Below are 19,545 nucleotides of genomic sequence, written 5' to 3' on the forward strand. Positions count from 1 at the left end.
CCACGCCTCTTCCGCTATGGCACCGCCGAAAGGAAGTCCATGATGCGGGCCGGTGCCGACGCCTCGGTCTGCTCCGCCACCGGCACGTCCCAGTACTCGGTGTGCGGGAGGCACTCCTGGAAGTACCGGGCGGCCGAGGGCGCATGCGAGGTGTCCTGCCCGGGAACGATGAGGGCCGGCACATCGAGCGCCAGCAGGTCCTCCGGCTCAGGTCCCGGCACCGTGTCCCGGTCGAACAGCAACCGAGCCATGCCGCTCACCATCGCCCGGTAGCGGCCCGGATCGGTGCGCACGTACGCGTCGGCGAACTCCGCGTCGCGACGGATCACCTGGGCCCAGGGCCCGACCCGGGCATCTTTGGTGAAGCCCGCCTCGGACCCCCGTACCAGCGTCACGACCTGCTCAAGACCGTGCTCGGCCGCGTAGACGAGGTGGCGCTCGAACCGCTCGTGCTGCTTCATCCGGTACTTCACGCCTCCGGCCGGCGAGTACAGCACCATGCTCCGTACGCGCTCGGGGTGTTCCACCGCGACGGCCGCGACTGTGGAGCATCCGACGCAGCCGCCCATCAGATGCGCCCGTTCGATGCCGAGATGGTCGAGCAGGCCGATTCCCTGCCGAACGTAGTCCGCCCAGGAGATCCGCTCCAGCCGCCCGCCCGAACCGCCCGACTCGCGCCGGTCGAAGGTGACACAGGTGAACCTCTCGGTGAGGTGGTCCAGCAAACGCAGGCGCCGGTATACGCCCGTCGTCCGCCAACTCTCCAGGCTGGAGTCGAATCCGCCGGGTGAGAACATCAGAAGGGGCGGTCCCGAGCCGGTGACCTCGTAACGCGTGGGGATGGCGTCGATGACGTCGGTGGGCATGGAGTGCTCCTCTCGGGCGGTGTCGACCACACAGGATCAGGCCGCCGGCGGGACGGGTACACCGCCGACGACCTGACGAGCGGCCCGCACGTCCTCGGCGTAGGCCGTGATCGCGTCGAGCGTGATGCGGGCGACGTTGGCGTAGGTGTCCGGCGGATCGTCCAGGGCCGAGGCGGCGTAGCCGATAGCCGCGTGGACCATACGCATCCGGCCGTCGAGCCAGGGGCCGCCCCCGAAACCGCCGACCACCGGGATGGAGACGGCCTCGGCAACGGCGGCACCCACCACCGGACCTGAGTTGGTGAAGTTCAGCAGGGCGGCGCCGGCCTGTTCGAGTTGCCTGGCCTCGGTGACCAAAGCCTCCCGCATCGCGGTCGGCACCTGGTCGGCGGCGGAGGGCACGGCGTTGTATTCGACGCCATAACGCAGCGCCGTCTGCGGGGTGATCCCGAACTGGGCGAACACCGGGATGCCGGCGCGCGTGATCGCGGTGACGGCGTCCGGGAAGTCGGCGGCGCCGTCCAGCTTGACGAGATCGACCCCGGCTTCCTTGACGAACCGGATGGCCGCGCGCACCGCGCTGTCCGTGCCCTCCTGCAGGGGGCCGAACGGGAAGTCCACGCAGACCAGGGCCCGGTGGACCCCCCGCCGTACCGCTCGGGCGACGACGATCATCTCGTCCATCGTCACTTCGAACGGGTTGGTGTGACCCCAGAGGTTGACGCCCACCGTGTCGCCGACCGAGACGAGCTCGACTCCGGCCCGGTCCACGATGCGGGCGATCTGGTAGTCCCAGGCCACCACACCGACAATCTTGTTCCCCTCGTCCTTCATCCGCTGGAGATCGCGCAACGTGACCCTGTCGGACATATGCGGTCCTCCTAGACCCTGAGCGCCGTGAGGAGTTCGAAGGCGTCGCTCTCGTCGGCGGTCAGCAGCAGTACGCGGGCGTACGGTCGCAGCGCCGCGACGGCGTCATCGGCCTCGAAGCCGTCGCCCAGCACCACACCGGCGGTGGTGATACTCCGCTGCCGGCAGATCCGGCCGATCGCGGCAGCGGCGGCCCGGCCGCCGTCCTCGGTGGCGAGGACGACGACCACGTCAGTCCCGGTCAGTGCCTCTTCGAGCGGGCTGATCCCGCCGTTGAGACCGTGCAGGAGGCCGTCGGTGTCCCGGATGCCCGCTGCCGTGTAGAAGCGGGCATGGGCCCAGGGCCGTTCGGCGAGCCGGCGTGCGACCGTGACCGCTCTGTCGTCCAGAGCGATGACGCGGGCGGCGCGGGCCGGCGCGATCGGCACGTCGATGCGGAACCGGGATTCGCTCGCGGAGGCCGCTCGGGCGCTCTCGCTCAGACTCATGGTCGCTGGCGTCGTCATGTCAGACCGAGGTCTGCGAGACGCCGGGGTTCACCTTGACGGCGTCGCGGCAGGAGTCCAGGAACGACTCGGCCTGCGGCAGCACCACGGCCGCGGACCGTACCCGGTGGTGTTCCGGGTTCACGCCGGGGGGCGTGACGCCCTCGTCGCGCAGGGCGATCGCGGCTTTGCGCAGCTTCTGGCGGGCCTTGATGATCCCGCTGTCGGCGGGCACGAGGCGCTCCTTGCTGCGGTCGACGATGGGACCCATGCTCTCCTGGAGCGAGGCGTCCTGCATGGCGATGCCGGCCACGCCGGAGTAGGTGTCGCCGCGCTTTTGCGCCTCACGGTCGATCAGGTAGTCGTTGTCCATGTTGGCGACCGGCCGGTAGGTGCCCGGGATGGTCCGGGTGTGGACGCCGTGGCCGTCGATCATGGCCTGGCGCTCGGTGTCGGTGAGGGCGCGCACGGGGTGGTAGTCGAAGGAGTAGGTCCAGCAGTTCTCGTCGTCGATCGGCACCCAGAAGTGGCCGTGCACGGGGTGGTCGCCGCGGGGCGGGACCATCGTGAAGGCCGGCATCACCCAGGGGGTGATACGCCAGTAGTACGTGCCCTCTTCGGCGTTGCGCCGGGCGCCTACGAAGAGTCCGCCGTCGCTGTCGGCCACCTCGAAGAACGGCTTGGTGTCCTTCATGTTGTATTCGTTGCCCTTGGCGCCCTTGAACAGGGGGTCGCTCTTCAGGCCGCCGGAGTGCAGGAACGTCACATGGCTGGAGTCGATGCCGCCCTCGAATGCCTGGAGCCAGTTGCTCTGCTGCCAGCGCTTGGAGGTATAGGTCTGCTCGTCGGGGACGTGCACCCACTCGAACTCCGGCAGGGGCGGCTGGGTGGCCGTGTCGCCCATGTACGTCCACAGCACGTCACCTAGCTTCACCAACGGATATGACGTGAGCTGCACGTTCTGGCAGAAGCTGCTGTTGTCGGCCTCCGAGGGGACCTCGATGCACTGGCCGGTGATGTCGTACTTCCAGCCGTGGTACGGGCAGCGCAGACCGGCGCCCTCGTTGCGGCCGAACCACAGGGATGCGCCGCGGTGGGCGCAGAACTCGTCGACCAGGCCGTAGCGCCCCTCGCTGTCACGGAAGGCGACCATGCGCTCCGACAGGAGCTTCACGCGCACCGGCGGGCAGTCGTTCTCAGGAAGCTCCTCGGCCAGCAGCGCGGGAACCCAGTACTGGCGGAACAACTCGCCCATCGGCGTGCCCGGACCGGTCTGGGTGAGCAGCTCGTTGATGTCTTTTCTGAGCACAGCCGTTTCCCTTTCAGGTACCGACCCTCCGGCGGGTCGTGAACATCGATGCCGGACGGTTCGTCCGGGTTGCCTCTTCTCAGGGCTGCTCCGGGGGGATCTCGACGGTCAGTCCGCCGAGTTCCTGGGTGACGCCGATCTGGCACGACAGGCGGCTGGTGTCGCGGCGTTCGGCCACGGCCAGGTCGAGCAGGTCGTCCTCCATCTCGCCGGGCGGGCCGACGAGCGGCGCGAACTCCTCGCGCACCCAGACGTGGCAGGTGGCGCAGGACAGGTTGCCGCCGCACTCCGCGACGATCCCGGGCACACCGTTCTTCACCGCGGCCGCCATGACCGACTCCCCGACCGTCGCATCGACGGTGTACTCGGGACCGTCGGCGCCGACGAAGATCACCTTGGGCAAGATCCCAACTTCCTCTCGCGATCGGCGGAATCCATCGCGACCGGGCATGCCGAGAGGGTTTCGCCCGCGCTGATGGTCTGTCCATTAGACCAGATGTCCCGAAGTCGAAACAAGAGACCGGACGCGGGGTCACAATCAGCGGCATGCGCACCCTGATCCTGCTTCGCCACGGCGAGAGCGACTGGAACTCGAAGAACCTGTTCACCGGCTGGATCGACGTCGACCTGACCGCCCACGGCGAAGAACAGGCCCTGCTCGGCGGGAAGGCACTCGCCGCCGCCGGCCTGCTGCCCACGCGCGTGCACACCTCCGTTCTGACCCGGGCAGTCCGCACGGGCACGCTGGCCATGGAGGGCGCCGGCCACCCCTGGGTACCAACGGACCGGCACTGGCGGCTCAACGAGCGGCACTACGGCGCCCTCCAGGGCCGCGAGAAGGCGGCGGTACTGCGCGAGTTCGGCGAGGACCAGTTCCACCTGTGGCGCCGCTCGTACGACGCCGCCCCGCCGCCGGTCGCCGAGGGCTCACCGGGAGATGTCTCGAGCGACCCCCGGTACTCGGGCCTGCCCCGCGACCTCCTGCCGCGCACCGAGTCCCTCGCGGATGTCACCGCGCGCCTGCTGCCGTACTGGCACGACGCGATCGTCCCCGATCTGCGTCCGGGGCACACCGTGCTGGTTGTCGCGCACAGCAACTCACTCAGAGCCCTCGTCGCACATCTCGACCGGCTGACCCGTGAGGAGCTGCTGACCTTGAACATCCCCACGGGCATGCCGCTGCGTTACGACCTCGGCGAGGACCTGGTCCCGCTGGTCCGGGGCGGCCGCTACCTGGACCTGGATGCGGCGGCCGCAGCCGCTGCCGAGGTTGCCGACCAGGGCGGCGGGCGACTCGGCTCGTGTCGTTGACGCCCAACAACGGTGGACTTATGGTTCTACCAATCCGCACCCCTTTCGTCCGTACCCATGCACGGTGCGTCACCGGAGCCGACCAGGAAGGGCCGCCCATGGCCAAGGATGCGATCGTCAACGAGAACCTGGCGGCGAAGTTCGCCACCGAGAAGGACTCCCCCTACACACGATGGGTCGCCGCTGAGGGGCTGGACATCATCGCCGCCCACTATGTGCCCGACCTGCGCACGGTCGAGCTGAAGCCGTGGGAGCGGCGCGGCGGCCGGGGCGTGTTCATCAACCACGAGGCCACCCGCACCTCGAACGACTGCTACGTCTGCGAGATCCCGGCGGGCGGGAAGCTGGCTCCGCAGCGGCAGCTGTTCGAGGAGATGATCCTCGTCCTCGACGGCCAGGGATCGACCAAGGTCTGGAACGACGCCGGAGCCGAGGCCACGTTCGAATGGCAGGCCGGTTCGATGTTCGCCATCCCGCTCAACGCCAACCACCAGCACTTCAACAGCTCCGGCAGCAAGCCGGCGCGCTTCGTGTCGTCGACGAACATGCCGCCGATCATCAACCTCTACGACGACGCCGACTTCGTCTTCAACACCCCGCGGGACTTCCCCGACCGCTTCAACGGCGAACCCGAATACTTCTCTCCCAGGGGAGAGCAGAAGGGCCTGCTGCTCGACACGAACTTCGTGGCCGACGCGGTCAATCTGCCGCTGATCGAGGCGAAGGAGCGGGGCGCGGGCGGCGGGCACATCCGCTTCGCGATGGCCAAGGGGTCGATGAACAGCCACATCTCACAGTTCCCGACCGCGACGTACAAGAAGGGGCACCGGCACGGGCCGGGCGCCCACGTCATCATCCTCTCCGGCGAGGGCTACAGCCTGATGTGGCCCGACGGTGAGGAGCCGCGCCGCTACGAGTGGGGCCCCGGCACGCTGATCGTCCCGCCGAACATGTGGTTCCACCAGCACTTCAACACCGGGACCGAGCCTGGTCGTTATCTCGCCTTCAAGCACGAGGTGGTCTCGGTGCGCAATGCCCAGGGCGTGCCGAAGGCCTGGATCAGCCGGCGTATCGGCGGCGACCAGATCGACTACGCCGACGAGTCGCCGTACGTACGCGAGACGTTCCGCGACGCGCTTGCCAAGAACGGCATGGAGCCGCAGATGGACCCTGTCTACGAGGCCGAGCTCGAAACGCTTCCCCCCAAGCCGGGCCAGTCCGTCACCGCCTGACATCCCGACGTCCGCAAAGGAGCGGGACCGTGCGGCACACCGAAGAACACAACCATGACGACGGGGTGCGCACGGTCTACTCGGCCTACACCCCCGACCACGACCACACTCACGACGACGAGCCGGCCGGGACTCTGCAGGACAACCCGATCTGGCAGCAGGACAACGTCACGCTGCACAGCGTCGGGATGGACATCGGCTCGTCCGGCACCCAGGTCGTCTTCTCCCGTCTGCATCTTCGCCGCACGGGCGAGGACCTGACGAGCCGTTACCACGTGGTGCGCCGGGAGACCCTTCACCGGTCCCCGGTCGAACTCACGCCCTACGTCGATGCCGAGTACATCGACGCGGGCGCGCTCGGTTCGATCATCGACACCGCCTACCGCGAAGCGGCCGTGGACCCGGCAGCCGTGGACACCGGTGTCGTCATCCTCACCGGCGAGGCGCTGCGCCGCCGAAACGCCGAGGTGATCGCAGGCATCCTGGCCGAGCGCGGCGGCGAACTGGTCACCGCGAGCGCCGGGCACCACATGGAGGCCATGCTCGCCGCCTACGGGTCGGGGGCGGCGAAGGCGTCGTTCGACACCGGGCAGCGCATCCTGAACATCGACATCGGCGGCGGGACCACCAAGCTCGCCGTCCTCGACGGGGGCCGGGTCGTGGCGACCGCCGCCGTCCACATCGGCGGCCGACTCCAGGTGGTGGACGAAACCGGTCGGATCGTCCGTCTCGACCCGGCCGGCGGTGAACACGCTGCGCGCGCCGGGTTCACCTGGAAGGTGGGCGACACCGCGCACGACGCCGAGGTGGAGCGGGTCGCGCAGTCCATGGCAGACGCGCTGGTGGACGCCCTCACGGCCGGTCACCCGCCCGCACACGTGCGGGACCTGTACCTCACCGATCCGCTGGCGGACGCCGGCCCGATCGACGGGGTGATGTTCTCAGGCGGCGTGGCGGAGTACGTGTACGACCGGGAGCAGGTGCACTTCGGTGACCTCGGCCGCCCCCTCGGCCGCGCACTGCGTCGGCGGGTGGACTCCGGCCGGCTCCCCTACCCCCTGCTGCCCGCCGGCGAGTGCATCCGCGCCACGGCGCTGGGCGCATCGGAGTTCAGTGTCCAGCTGAGCGGCAACACCGGGTACATCTCGCATCCCGACGCGCTGCTGCCGCGGCGCAATCTCCAAGTCGTCCGACCCGTATACGAACTCGGTGAGACGGTACGGGCGGAAGAGATCGCGGCCGCGGTGCGCAGCCGTCTGCTCGCCCTCGACGTCGCACAGACCGGCGTGGACGTCGCGCTCACCCTGTCGTGGAGCGGACTGCCGAGCTACGAGCGGCTGCTGCCCTTCGCGCGGGGCGTCCGGGACGCGCTCGCCGACCGCACGAACGAGGGCAGCCCCCTGTACATCGTGCTCGACGGGGACGTGGCCATGACGCTCGGTCGGCTGCTGCGCGAGGAGCTGGGAGTCGCCACAGATCTCCTCGTCATCGACGGCTTGAGTCTGCGGGACTTCGACTATGTGGACATCGGGCGGCTGCGTTTCCCGTCGAACACGGTGCCCGTCACCATCAAGTCCCTCGTCTTCGGCGACGACCCCCGCTGAGCGCTCCGCCGCTGGTCCGGCCCACCGGCTACGGTGCGTCGGGGCCCAGTCGTGTGAACCGGCCGAACCCGCCAAGTAACAATGAAGTAAAGCTCTTGTCCGATGGTTAGACCATAAGACCACACCTGCTGTTCTATGCAGGGAACGAGCCGACGGAAGGTGTCACCGATGTGCGATCACCATCCGTCGAGCACTTGGACGGAAGCGAACCCCGGTCACTTACCGGCCGGCTGAACCTGGCCGATACCTCCCCCGGTGACCCCGCGTTCGCCGCCCGAGCGACGGCACCCTCTCCCCCACACCTGCGCTCCTCCGTCCGTCCTCGGACCCGTCCGCTTCCTTTAAGGAGTGTGCGATGCGTCATGGTGTTCTCCCCGTCGGCCTGCTGGCCGCCGGTCTCCTCCTCACCGCCTGCGGCGCCTCGCCGACGACGGGCGCACCCGGATCCGCCCCCGACAAGAACCCCTACGCCAAGTACGACTCACTCACCGGCACGCAACGCACCGACAAGCTGATCGCCGACGCCAAGGACGAGGGCGGTGTACTCGATCTCTACACCTCCAACACCGATATCCAGGACCTCGTAGACGGCTTCCAGAAGGCCTACCCCGGCATCAAGGTGCACGCCTTTCGCGCCAACTCCGAGACGGTCCTGCAACGCGCCCTTCAGGAGAACCAGGCGAACAAGCCGCAGAACGACGTCATCGACACCAATGACCTCGAACTGCGGGCGCTGGACTCCCAGCACCTGCTCCACCCCTACGACGGCCCCGCCGAGGCCGGGCTGAAGGAGGCCGCGAAGAATCTCGGCGGTTGGACGGCCGAACGCTTCAACGCCTTCGTCGTCGGCTGGAACACCAACGAGGTCAAGAAGGGCGAGGAGCCCGTGGACTTCGCCGACTTCGCGGACCCGAAGTGGAAGGGCAAGCTGGCCGTCGAGGTCGGCGACTGGGACTGGTACGCCTCGATGTACACGTACCTGACCGAGGAGAAGAAGATGAGCTCCTCGGACGTGGACGCCCTCTTCAAGAAGATCGCTGCCAACGTCAAGGTGACCAAGGGCCACACGGTGCAGGGCGAACTGCTCAGCGCCGGACAGTTCGGTGTCGCCCTCTCGGTCTACAGCCACACCATCGACAAGGCGGCCGCGAAGGGCGCGCCCGTGGCCTGGCGGCCCGTCGTCGAGCCGGTGATCCTGCGCCCCAACGGCATCGGCCTGATGGCCAACCCGCGCCACCCCGCGGCGGCGCTGCTGTGGACCGACTGGGTCCTCAGCGACGGCCAGAAGATCATCGCGGACTCCCTGCGCATCCCCGCCGCCAAGTCCGTGCCGGGCTTCAAGGATCCGATCCCCGCCGGCACGACCACCTACAGCCTCTCTAAGAGCGCCGAGACCGACACCAAGAAATGGAACACCGCCTACGACGCCCTGCTGCGCGGCGTCCCCGCGGCGGGCTGACAAGCACATCCCTTTTCGCCTCTTTCAGGAGAGCACCGCATGAGGACCCGTAACACCACCCTCGCCGTGGCCGGACTGCTGGTCGCCACCGTCACCGGCTGCGGGGGCGCCATTCCGACCGCGTCCAACAGCAAGGCGGACGGCGTCTACGCGCAGATCGCCAAGCTGCCCAAGGACCAGCAAGTGGCCAAGGCCCAGGAGCTGGCCGGCAAGGAGGGCAAGACCCTCTCCCTCTACACCTCGATGACCGCGGACATCGCGACGCCGGTCGCCAAGGCCTTCGAGCAGAAGTACGGCATCCGGGTCAGCGTCTTCCGCGGCAACTCCGAGACAGTGCTCCAGCGAGCCCTCCAGGAGGGGCAGGCCGGCAAACCGGGCGCCGACGCGGTGGAGACCAACTTCCTGGAGATGACCGCGCTGTCCGGCAACGGCATGCTGGTGCCCTTCAACGGCTCCGCGCTCGACAAAGTGGAGAAGACCGGCAAGTTCCAGGACTGGACGGCCAGCCGGCTCAACGTCTTCCAGCCTGCCTGGAACACCGATCTGATCAAGCCCGATGACGAGCCGCAGAGCTGGGAGGACCTGGCGCTGCCCAAGTACAAGGGCAAACTCACCCTGGAGATCAGCGACAGCGACTGGTACCAGAGCGTCACCAAGTGGTGGCTCGATCACGGCAAGAGCCAGGCCGAGGTGGACAGGCTGTGGAAGGCCATCGCCGCCAACGGCAAGGCCGCCAAGGGCCACACGACGATGATGCAGTTCCTCACGGCGGGACAGACGTCGATGGAGGCCATGAACTACACCTACATCACCGACCGGGCCAGAGCGGCGGGCGCTCCCGTCACCCATCTCCCCGCGAGCGGGGTGTCCAAGATACCCGCCTTCGCCCGGCCGAACGGCGTCGGCATGATCAAGGGGGCCCAACACCCGGCCGCGGCCTGGCTGTTCTACCACTGGCTGCTGACCGACGGGCAGAAGGAACTCGTCAAGCTCAAGCTCACACCGTCGACGAAGGTCCCCGGCGACAAGAGCCTGGACGGCCTCACGCTCGCCCCCTTCGACGTGAAGACTCTCAGCTCGGCCACCGGCACCTGGGACAAGAAGTACGACGCGCTGCTGCGCGGCGTCGACACGGTGGGGAACTGACCGCCCATGACACTCGTACCCACTCCCACCAGGCCCCAGGGTGACGGTCCGGGCCCCGGATCGGATGCGGATCTCGGCCCGGCGCCGGCCGCGAGCTCCGCACCCGGTCGCCTCATGCGGATAGTGCGGTCACTGCTCTCCTTCCAGGGTCTGCTGGTCGGCGGTGCCGTCGTCATCGTCGGTTACCTCGCGATCGTGCCGCTGGGCTACCTCATCCACGACACGTTCCTGAGCTCCGACGGCACCGGTGTCTCCTTCGGCGCGTTCTCCCGGGCTTACGGGGGCAACGCGCAGGCCGGCGACATGCTGCTCAACTCGATGTGGTTCGCACTCGGTTCGGCGGCGCTCGCCCTGGTTCTCGGCACGACCCTGGCGTATGTGCAGGTCCGCACGGACACCCCCTTCAAGGGGCTGTTCTTCGCGGCGTCCTTGGTGCCGCTCATCGTGCCCGGCATCCTCTACGCCACCTCGTGGATCTTCCTCGGTGACCCGTCGACCGGCATCCTCAACTCCCTCGTCTTCGAGCCCCTTTTCGGCGCGACACCGATCAACATCTACAGCGTCTGGGGCATGATCTGGGTCCAGGGACTGCACCTGGCGCCGGTGGCATTCCTGCTCATGGTCGCCGCCTTCCGGGCGATGGACCCCTCGCTGGAGGAGTCCGCCGCCATGTCGGGGGCGAACCGGCTCACCGTCCTGCGGCGGGTGACGGTGCCGCTGCTGCGGCCGGCGATGATCTCCGCCGCGCTGCTGATGTTCGTGCAGTCCCTGGAGAGCTTCGAGGTGCCGGGCCTGCTCGGCCTGCAGAACGGCATCTACGTCTTCACCAGCCGGATCTACTTCGTGCTGCGGGCCTACCCGGTCGACTACGGGGCGGCCGGCGCCTACGCCATCGGCCTGCTGCTGATCGCCGCAGCCGGCGTGCTGCTCTCCAGCTGGCTGCAGCGCTCCTCACGCAACTTCCAGACGGTGACAGGCAAAGCGTTTCGGCCCCGCCCCGTCGAGCTCGGCCGCGCGCGTCCCTTCGTCGGCGTCGCCGTGATCCTCTACTTCCTGATCACCGTCGTCCTGCCGGTCGCCGTCCTCGTGTACGCCTCGTTGCTGAAGTACTACGCGGCGCCGTCGCGCAAGGCGCTGAGCTCGATGACGCTGGACAACTACCGTGCGGTGCTCGACATGCCGCTCGCGTTCACCGCGCCGAAGAACTCGCTCCTGCTCGGGGTGGGCGCCGCGACCGCGGTGATGGTCCTGACGGCCGTGGTCTCCTGGGTCGTCCTGCGGACCAAGGCACCGGGCAGGCGGCTGCTCGACCTGCTCGCCTTCACCCCCATCGTCATCCCCGGCCTGGTGCTCGGTCTCGCGCTGTCCTTCGTGTACCTGCGCATGCCGCTGCCGATCTACGGCACCCTGCTCATCCTTCTGATCTCGTACTGCACGCGCTACCTGCCGTACGGCATGCGGTACTCGTCGGCGGCGATGGCCCAGATGTCACCGGAGCTGGAGGAGTCGGCACACGTGTCCGGCGCCTCCTGGTTCCAGACGTTCCGGCGGGTCCTGCTGCCCCTGATGAGCAGCGGCATCCTCGCCGGCTGGGTCTACATCCTCGTCGTGTCCTTCCGTGAACTGTCCAGCACGATCCTGCTCTACAGCCCCGGCAAGGAGGTGCTGTCGGTGCTGATCTGGGAGCAGTTCGAGAACGGCCAGTTCACCACCCTCGCCGCCTTGGGGGTACTGATGGTCCTCCTGCTGGTCCTGCTCGTCTCCATTGCCTACCGCCTGGGTGCCCGCTTCGGGTTGCAGGGCGACTCCGCGAACTGATCGAAGGGACCTTCAGCGATGTTGACGGTCGAATCCCTCAAGAAGAGCTACGACGAAACAGCGGGACGCAAAGCCGGCCGCCACGACGACACACGCACCTATGCCGTCGGCGGGGTCGACTTCGAGGTCCACGACGGCGAGCTGTTCACCCTGCTCGGCCCCTCCGGCTGTGGCAAGACCACCACACTGCGTTCGATCGCGGGTCTGGAACGCCCGACGTCCGGACGCGTCACACTCGGCGGGCGCGTGCTGTTCGACGCCGCCCAGGGCGTCAACATGCGGGCCAGCCGGCGCGGCTTCGGCATGGTCTTCCAGTCGTACGCCATCTGGCCGCACATGTCGGTCTTCAAGAACGTCTCCTTCCCCCTGGAGGTCATGCCCCGCGCCAAGCGGCCCGGGCGCAAGGAGATCGAGGAACGGGTCGGGCAGGTCCTCGACGTCACCGAGCTCGGCTCCTACGCATCACGCCCCGCCACCAAACTCTCCGGCGGTCAGCAGCAGCGTCTGGCCCTGGCCCGCGCCCTGGTGACCCACCCGGAGCTGATGCTGCTCGACGAGCCGCTGTCCAACCTGGACGCCAAGCTGCGCGAGACGATGCGCTTCGAACTCAAGCGGCTGCAAAGAGAGCTGCACCTCACGGCGATCTATGTGACGCACGACCAGTCCGAAGCACTGGTGATGTCGAGCCGGATCGCGGTGATGAACCAGGGACGCATCGAGCAGATCGGCAAGCCCCGCGAGATCTACACCAAGCCCGCCACCCGTTTCGTCGCCGAGTTCATCGGCACCTCCAACTTCCTGGAGGGGACGGTCGCCTCGGTGCACGGCCAGGAGGTCCAGGTCGACACCGAGCACGGCCGGCTGGTGGCCCACGAGGTGGACAAGGCGCCCGCCGTCGGGGAGAGCGTGCTGGTCTCGATCCGGCCCGAATGCGTGGACCTGTCCCGGCAGCCGCGCGGCAACGTACCCAACGAATGGTCGGGCAAGGTCCTCACCCGTGCGTTCATGGGCGATGTCGTCGACCACATCGTCGGCGTCGGCAAGCTGGAGATCCGCAACCGGTCCAACCCCAACCTGTCGATCCCGCCGGGGACGGAGGTCCATTTCTCCATCGCCCCGGACAAGGTGACCCTGGTCCCCGTCGACTGAGCGATGCCGATACCCCAAGTACTGCGCAATCGCGACTTCGACCTCTACTGGAGCGGTGTCGTCCTGTCCCAGATCGGGACCCGGGGCGCCATCGCGGCCAATCTCTACCAGGTCTACCAACTCACCGGCTCCACAGCGCAGGTGGGACTCGTCGGCCTCGCTCAGGCGGTGGCGCTGCTGGTCCTGTCACCAGTCGGCGGGATCTACGCCGACCGGCTGGACCGGCGCCGGCTGCTTCAGGTCACCCAGGCGGTCGCCCTGCTGGTGTCGGCGGGGCTCGCCGCCGTGACCCTGGCGGACGCCGCGACCGTGTGGACGGTGGTCGTCTCCTCGTTGCTGGCGACAGCGGCGGCCACCTTCGACCAGCCGGCACGCCAGGCGCTCATTCCCGCGCTGGTGCCGCGCGAACAGCTCGTCGAGGCGTTCGCACTGCTCAACCCCTCGCGCGAACTCGCGATCCTGGTGGGCCCCGCGTTCGCCGGCGTACTCATCGCCATCGGTGGACCGGGGGCCGTCTATGTCTTCGACGCCATCACCTACGCCGTGCTCGTCGTCGTCCTCGCCCTGCTGCGGGTGCCGCCCCTCGTCTCCGAGGACAAGCACCGGTCGCTGGTGGAGAGCCTGCGAGAAGGCGTGCGCTACGTGGCACACCGCCCCGTGATCTGGCAGTTGATGGGCCTGGACATGACCGCCACGGTGTTCGGCGCCTACCGGGTGCTGCTGCCGGCCTTCGCCACCGACATCCTGCATGTGGGGGCGACCGGCTACGGACTGCTCTCCGCTGCCCCCTCGGCCGGGGCACTGATCGGATCGATGTGGGTGTTCCGGCTCGTGCGCACCGCGCGCGCGGGACGTGTCGTGCTGTGGGGAACCGCCGCCTACGGCCTGGCCGTGGTGGGGCTCGCCCAGTCACGCACCTTCGTCGTGGCGATGCTCATGGCGCTCGCCCTGGGGGCGGCGGACGCGGTCGCGACCACCGTCCGCCACGCCGCCGTGCAGATCGAGACGCCGGACGGGCTGCGCGGACGTGTCTCGGCGATCTACCAGATGTGTTCCCGTGGCGGACCCGCGATCGGTGACTCCGCGATGGGACTCCTGGCGGGTGCGCTCGGGCCGGTCGCGGCCCTCACCCTCGGCGGTCTGGTGCCCGCCGCCGTGTCCGCGGCGAGCGCGGTGCGCAGCCGCACCGTGCGCGAGTACAGCGTCCCCGGCCCCGAGCCCGCCACCCCCTGACCGCTTCCTCTGCTCCCGCGTTCCCCTACTGCTTGTTGGGAGACACATTGAGTACCCGTACGAAAACCGAGGTCACCCACTACCACGTGCAAAAACGGCGCCGCGCCGCCTTCATCGAGGAGTGGCGCAACAACCACCGCACGGTCGTCGCCCACGAGGACGTCGTGATGCACCCGACCGAACGGGGCAGCCGCGTGGGTGTCTTCGTCGGTGCCGACGGCGACCGGCCGACCCGCACCATGGACGCGCTGGCGCACGAGATGGACCCGGGGACGACGACCACCGTGCACCGGCATTCGTGGGACGCCATGGTGTTCGTCGTGGCGGGCTGGGGCTGGACGGAGATCGACGGCGAACGCATCGAATGGGGTCCTGGCGACTCGCTGCACCTGCCGGCCTGGTCCTGGCATCGCAGTGGCAACGACGGGGACACGACGACGCGTTACCTCACGTTCTCCAGCGAGCCGCTGCTGGAGACGATGGGCATGTCCGTCCTCGAGGACGCCGGTCACACGGCCGTGTCCGAACTGCCGCCACGCCCGGCCTTCTCGGCGGGCCGCGACGGCTCCGACCCGTACGCCGCGCGGCTGCGCCGGCTCGCACGCGAGCAGGAGTCCCGTCGCTCGGGCCGGCTGCACACCAGCTGGGACGAACTCGAGCTGCGCAACACCCCCCGCGGTACCCGCACGACATTCCTGCTCGACCGGGCCATCGGCTACCAGGCCTCGGGCATCACCATGGCGATGTTCGAGATCGGGCCGGGACGGGCGCAGTCGATGCACCGGCATCCGGGCGAGGCGTGGCTGTACGTCGTGGAGGGCTCCGGCGAGAGTTACCTCGGCACCGAGCCCGAGGGCGGCGAGCGGCACCCGTGGAAGAAGGGCGACATCATCGTCGTCGACCACTTCCTGTGGCATCAGCACATCAACACCGACCCGGAGCACACCGCGAAGGTGGTGCGCATCCACATGTTCGACAGCCTTTTGGAGACGATGCGCGCGCTGTGCGATCCGCTGGTGCTGTTCGAGGAGCCGCCGGAGCAGATCCGCGACGCGCAGGCCGGTGACCCGTCGACGATCCAGTGGCCGGCGCTGACGCGCCCCACGTGGCCGTGAACGGGGGCAAGAAGAGGTGAGTACCGCACTGCCGCACGGCGTCAGCGGGATCCACGCTCTGCCGGCCGACCACCACGACGGCCCCTGGGACTCCGTGATCATTGATCCCCGGGTCAAGGAACGCCTGCTCGCGACCGCCGTCCTCGTGCTCCGGCACGGGCGGCGGCTCGCGGGCTCGGCCCTGGCACCACACGGTCTGGTGGTACTGGCCGGGCCGCCGGGCACCGGCAAGACCACCCTGGCCCAGGGGCTGGCCCAGGCCGCCGCTCGCGCCCTTGCCCCGCACGGCGCGAGCACCCTGGTGGAGGTCGATCCGCACGCCTTCCCCAGCGAGATGCTGGGCGAGAGCCAGCGGGCGGTCTCCCGGCTGTTCCGCGAGACGCTGCCCGAACTGGCCGCGCGCCGTCCGCACACCATGGTCCTCGTCGACGAGGTCGAGGCGCTCGCGGTACGGCGGCACTCGGCGTCCTTCGACACCAACCCGGTGGACGTGCACCGGGCGACGGACGCGGTGCTCAGCGGTCTCGACGCGCTGCGCGCCGAGCGTCCCGGCACCCTGCTCGTCGTCACGACGAACTTCACCGAAGCCGTGGACGAGGCGTTCCTCTCCCGGGCCGACCTCGTCATCCGCACGGAGCTGCCGGACGAGTCGGTGGTCCCTCAGATCGTCGCCGACTCGCTGCGCGGCCTGGCGGCGCAGTGGCCCGAACTGGCCCCGCTGGCCGACGACCCGGCCGTGCACCGGCGGATGGGCAAGCTGCTCACCGGGCTGGACGGCCGACGAATCCGCAAGACAGTGCACGGAGCGCTCGCGCTGCGCCTGGAGACGGCCCGGGAGCCGTCGCTGCTCAGGCTCGACGATCTCTTGTCGGCGGCGGAGGAGGCCGCGGCAGAGCGCATGTAGCACGCACGGCCGGAACGATCGTGGCCCCACACCGCCGACACGGTGTGGGGCCACGATCGTTCCGGCCGATCTTGATCAGGCGCGAGGCGCCTCGTACTCGGGGGCGTCCTCCATGAAGTGCACCGTGTCATAGCCCAGGTGCTTGAAGACACGGTTCTGCGCCGAGAGCACGCGCAGCGGTGTGCCGTCGTAGGCGAAGAGCTGGCAGACGTGGTTCTGCGGCACGTACAGCGTGTCGCCCTTGGTGATCTCGTGCCGCGTGGGCTCCTTGGCGACCCGCGCGTAGTACTTCTCGGCGATCTCCGCCTCGACCTCCCACTGGAGGGCGTAGCCGCTGCCGTCGAGCACGTAATGGACCTCGTCGGCCATCTTCCAGTACTTGCCCGAGCGGCTGCCGGCGGGGATGTCGAGCTCGAAGGCGTCGATCGAGAAGATCCGGGCGTCGGTGCGCTCCGGCGAGGACATCACGCGCACGCGGCCGAGCGGGGTGTTCTCCCAGGTCGTGTCCGCGACGCCGATGACCTTCTTACGGTCCTCGACTCCGGGCGTCCAGATCCGCGACCAGTCCTCGCGCGGCCCGAACCTCTCCTCGTCCTCGACCGGGCCGCTGCGCCCCTGCTGCAACAGGCCCATGAACATCCAGGTGCTCTTGGCCTTCACGACCAGGGCGGTGGCGGTCTCGTCGTAGGGGTTGAAGTGGCGGTGCACCGAGTCGGTGTGGACGAACACGAGGTCGTCCTTGGTCCAGTCGTAGCGCTTGTCGTCGTGGATCTCGTAGCCGCGGCCCTGAAGGATGTAGAAGGCCGCCTCGTTCTGGTGCCCGTGCCCGTGGTTGCTGGACTGCGGGGGCAGTTCGACGAAGTGGACCTGGATCGTCTGGGTGAGGAAGTCCTCATCCCCCGGGCCCACGCGCCACCACGTCCGGGACTTCTCGCTGTCGCCCGAGTGGGCCACCTTCGCGTCGTCGACGACCACGGAGTCGTCGCGCACCCGGTCGACGGCCAACTGCTTGCGCCGGAACTCCCCGAGCCCGTACGTCTCCGAGGTCAGGCCGCGGACGAACACTCGTCCCTTCTTGCCCATGCTGCCTCCTGTGCCGGCCGAAGCCATCTCCAAGCATCTGATGGTCTAACCATAATGCCTTAGCGGCGGGCATAAAAGAGTCCCGGATCCGACAGGACCCGGGACTCGTCCGCGCTTCGATCAGCTGCCTGCGTCGTCGGCCTTCACCCGTGAGGCGGTCCGGCCCACATGCGTGCGCATGATCTTCGTCGCCGCCTCCGCGTCCCGCGCGGCGATGGCGTCGACGAACTTGCGGTGCTCCTTCGACCCGTACTGGCCCATCTTCGGCTCCACGCTCTGCGCCTCACGCAGACTCATCAGCAGCGGGCCGTGGAAGGACTGCACGAGCATCTCGATCGCGGCATTGTGCGTGCACGCGGCGACGCGGGTGTGGAAGGCGGCGGACATCTCCATGTCGTACGTGCCCTGCTTGACCGCCTCCGCGTGCTCGTCGCACATCGCGCGCAGCGCGTCGAGGTCCTCCTCGGTGGCGCGCTCGACGATCAGGGGGATGATGCCGAGCTCGAAGACCAGCCGCGCCTCGGTGACCTCGGACGCGGACAGCGGCGACAGCGTCAGCAGGTCGGCCAACCCCTCCCCCACCCGGCGCGACGACGGCGCCGTCACGAACGCGCCGCCCCGGGCGCCGACCCGGATCTCGACGAGCCCGCTGGTCTCCAGGCTGCGCAGGGCCTCGCGCACAGTGACCCGGCTGACCCCGAACTGCACGCACAGTTCACGCTCGCTGGGAAGCCGGTCGCCGGGCTGCAGGCGCTCCTCTTTCAGCAGCAGCCGGATCTGCTCGACGATCAGCTGGGAGACGCGACTTGAGGAGACCGTCTTGAACATCCCCTGGGACGAGGGCGTCCTCTTGGCGGAGGTCTCGGCTTCGGTCTCAGCAGGTTGGGGCTGCTCGGGTCGCGATGGCATGGCTGCATTCTCCCATGATCAGAGGCTTCGTTGACGGTGTCTTCCGCAATGGCTTAAAGTCATACCAACAGACCTATAGATCGATCGATTCCGGATGCGGCGTGCGCCCGAGGCTTTGGGCCCAGCGGCGCAGGCGCGGCGGTTTCGGGTGATCCAGGCGAGGAGGCCGACACGGCCATGACATTGCCCCACCGTTCGGCGGACTCTCCGCACTCGCCCACGGCCGCACTCTTCCGGGGTCGCCGGTGACCGAGCCGCCCCAGAGTTCGCACGAGGCACTGCGTGAGCGCGTCGCCCTCGCGTGCCGGGTACTCGCGGTCACCGGACTGGTCGAGCACATCCTCGGTCACGTCAGCGTCCGGACCGGCCCCGACACCTTCCTCGTACGCGGACGCGGGTCCAGGGAGCGCGGACTGGCGTTCACCGTCGTGGAAGACGTACAACAGGTCACCCTCGACGGTGCGGGCACGGCTGCCCCGGACTGGGCCGCGCCGACGGAACTGCCCATCCACAGCGAGGTGCTGCGCTCCCGGCCGGAGGTCACGGCGGTGGTGCACGCCCATCCCCCTGCGGTCGTTGCCGCGTCCGCCGCGGAGCTGCCCTGGCTCCCGCTCGTCGGGGCGTACGACATCCCGGCCGCACGGCTCGCGCATGACGGCATCCCCGTGTGGCCCCGTTCGGCGCTGATCCGCCGTCGCGATCTGGCGGAGGCGATGGTGGCCGCGCTCGGCGAGCGTCCCGTCGTCGTCCTGCGGGGCCACGGCCTGGTCGCCGTGGGTACGGGTGATCCGGCCCATGCGGTCGCGGAGGCCGTCACCCGGGCTCTGGCCGTCGACTCCCTGGCCCGCACAGCGCTTGCCGTCGCCGCCACCGGGGCGCCACTGCGCCCGATCCCCGACGAGGACCTTGCCGAACTGCCCGACCTCGGCTCGGCATTCAACGTGTCGACGATGTGGCGCCACCTCGTGGCCCGGGCCGAGGCTGAGGGGCCCGGTGCAGCTCTGCGGCCCTGACCGGCCTCGGCCACGAGGCCCGGCCCAGCTGGAAGCCGA

Annotated in this window: 18 protein-coding genes; 11 read left to right on the forward strand and 7 right to left on the reverse strand. The window is 68.9% G+C overall.

Features of this window, described 5'->3' with window-relative positions; translation table 11 throughout:
* Positions 1–14: 14 nt before the first annotated feature.
* The 5 genes from IE325_RS12260 to IE325_RS12280 all read right to left on the reverse strand — a co-directional run bounded on the left by IE325_RS12260 (position 15) and on the right by IE325_RS12280 (position 3,924).
* Positions 15–866 (reverse strand): alpha/beta fold hydrolase, encoded by an 852-nt coding sequence (locus tag IE325_RS12260; protein ID WP_190069861.1) that lies wholly within the window; start codon positions 864–866, stop codon positions 15–17.
* 36 nt (positions 867–902) lie between these two features.
* Positions 903–1,736, reverse strand: a complete 834-nt coding sequence (locus tag IE325_RS12265) for a 3-methyl-2-oxobutanoate hydroxymethyltransferase (protein ID WP_190069862.1) — start codon at positions 1,734–1,736, stop codon at positions 903–905.
* Between the two features lie 11 nt (positions 1,737–1,747).
* Entirely contained in the window at positions 1,748–2,224 is a 477-nt protein-coding gene (locus IE325_RS12270; RefSeq protein WP_229911778.1) for a 3-methyl-2-oxobutanoate hydroxymethyltransferase, read from the reverse strand.
* 19 nt (positions 2,225–2,243) lie between these two features.
* Entirely contained in the window at positions 2,244–3,530 is a 1,287-nt protein-coding gene (locus tag IE325_RS12275; RefSeq protein ID WP_190069864.1) for an aromatic ring-hydroxylating dioxygenase subunit alpha, read from the reverse strand.
* Positions 3,531–3,609: 79 nt separating this feature from the next.
* Positions 3,610–3,924: a 2Fe-2S iron-sulfur cluster-binding protein gene (locus IE325_RS12280; RefSeq protein WP_308437658.1), complete on the reverse strand. Its 315-nt coding sequence runs from the start codon at positions 3,922–3,924 to the stop codon at positions 3,610–3,612.
* Between the two features lie 152 nt (positions 3,925–4,076).
* On the opposite strand from IE325_RS12280, the gene IE325_RS12285 reads away from it, so the two are divergent.
* From IE325_RS12285 to IE325_RS12330, 10 genes are all read left to right on the forward strand, one after another.
* Positions 4,077–4,841, forward strand: coding sequence for a 2,3-bisphosphoglycerate-dependent phosphoglycerate mutase (locus IE325_RS12285; protein ID WP_190069866.1), 765 nt, complete (start codon positions 4,077–4,079; stop codon positions 4,839–4,841).
* 98 nt (positions 4,842–4,939) lie between these two features.
* Positions 4,940–6,073 (forward strand): cupin domain-containing protein, encoded by a 1,134-nt coding sequence (locus IE325_RS12290; protein ID WP_190069867.1) that lies wholly within the window; start codon positions 4,940–4,942, stop codon positions 6,071–6,073.
* A 29-nt stretch (positions 6,074–6,102) separates the two neighbouring features.
* Complete coding sequence (locus tag IE325_RS12295; protein WP_190069868.1) at positions 6,103–7,677, forward strand: ethanolamine ammonia-lyase reactivating factor EutA; 1,575 nt, start codon at positions 6,103–6,105, stop codon at positions 7,675–7,677.
* A gap of 355 nt (positions 7,678–8,032) precedes the next feature.
* Complete coding sequence (locus IE325_RS12300; protein WP_190069869.1) at positions 8,033–9,136, forward strand: ABC transporter substrate-binding protein; 1,104 nt, start codon at positions 8,033–8,035, stop codon at positions 9,134–9,136.
* 39 nt (positions 9,137–9,175) lie between these two features.
* On the forward strand, positions 9,176–10,282 hold the full coding sequence (locus IE325_RS12305; protein WP_190069870.1) for an ABC transporter substrate-binding protein: 1,107 nt from the start codon (positions 9,176–9,178) through the stop codon (positions 10,280–10,282).
* 114 nt (positions 10,283–10,396) lie between these two features.
* Positions 10,397–12,100, forward strand: a complete 1,704-nt coding sequence (locus IE325_RS12310) for an ABC transporter permease (RefSeq protein WP_229911779.1) — start codon at positions 10,397–10,399, stop codon at positions 12,098–12,100.
* An 18-nt stretch (positions 12,101–12,118) separates the two neighbouring features.
* Positions 12,119–13,249, forward strand: a complete 1,131-nt coding sequence (locus tag IE325_RS12315) for an ABC transporter ATP-binding protein (RefSeq protein WP_190069872.1) — start codon at positions 12,119–12,121, stop codon at positions 13,247–13,249.
* Between the two features lie 3 nt (positions 13,250–13,252).
* A complete protein-coding gene (locus tag IE325_RS12320; protein WP_190069873.1) occupies positions 13,253–14,482 on the forward strand; it encodes an MFS transporter in 1,230 nt (409 codons plus the stop codon).
* Positions 14,483–14,568: 86 nt separating this feature from the next.
* Positions 14,569–15,597 (forward strand): cupin domain-containing protein, encoded by a 1,029-nt coding sequence (locus IE325_RS12325; RefSeq protein WP_229911780.1) that lies wholly within the window; start codon positions 14,569–14,571, stop codon positions 15,595–15,597.
* Between the two features lie 16 nt (positions 15,598–15,613).
* Positions 15,614–16,501, forward strand: a complete 888-nt coding sequence (locus IE325_RS12330) for an AAA family ATPase (RefSeq protein ID WP_190069875.1) — start codon at positions 15,614–15,616, stop codon at positions 16,499–16,501.
* Between the two features lie 75 nt (positions 16,502–16,576).
* Here IE325_RS12330 and IE325_RS12335 read toward each other — a convergent pair whose 3' ends face one another.
* On the reverse strand, positions 16,577–17,584 hold the full coding sequence (locus IE325_RS12335; protein WP_190069876.1) for a cupin domain-containing protein: 1,008 nt from the start codon (positions 17,582–17,584) through the stop codon (positions 16,577–16,579).
* Positions 17,585–17,704: 120 nt separating this feature from the next.
* A complete protein-coding gene (locus tag IE325_RS12340) occupies positions 17,705–18,493 on the reverse strand; it encodes a FadR/GntR family transcriptional regulator (RefSeq protein WP_190069877.1) in 789 nt (262 codons plus the stop codon).
* A gap of 245 nt (positions 18,494–18,738) precedes the next feature.
* On the opposite strand from IE325_RS12340, the gene phtC reads away from it, so the two are divergent.
* Entirely contained in the window at positions 18,739–19,506 is a 768-nt protein-coding gene (gene phtC / locus IE325_RS12345; protein WP_190069878.1) for a 3,4-dihydroxyphthalate decarboxylase, read from the forward strand.
* Positions 19,507–19,545 lie beyond the last annotated feature (39 nt).

Origin of the sequence: Streptomyces lanatus, from assembly GCF_014655715.1 — a bacterium.
GTDB classification, from domain to species: Bacteria; Actinomycetota; Actinomycetes; order Streptomycetales; family Streptomycetaceae; genus Streptomyces; species Streptomyces lanatus.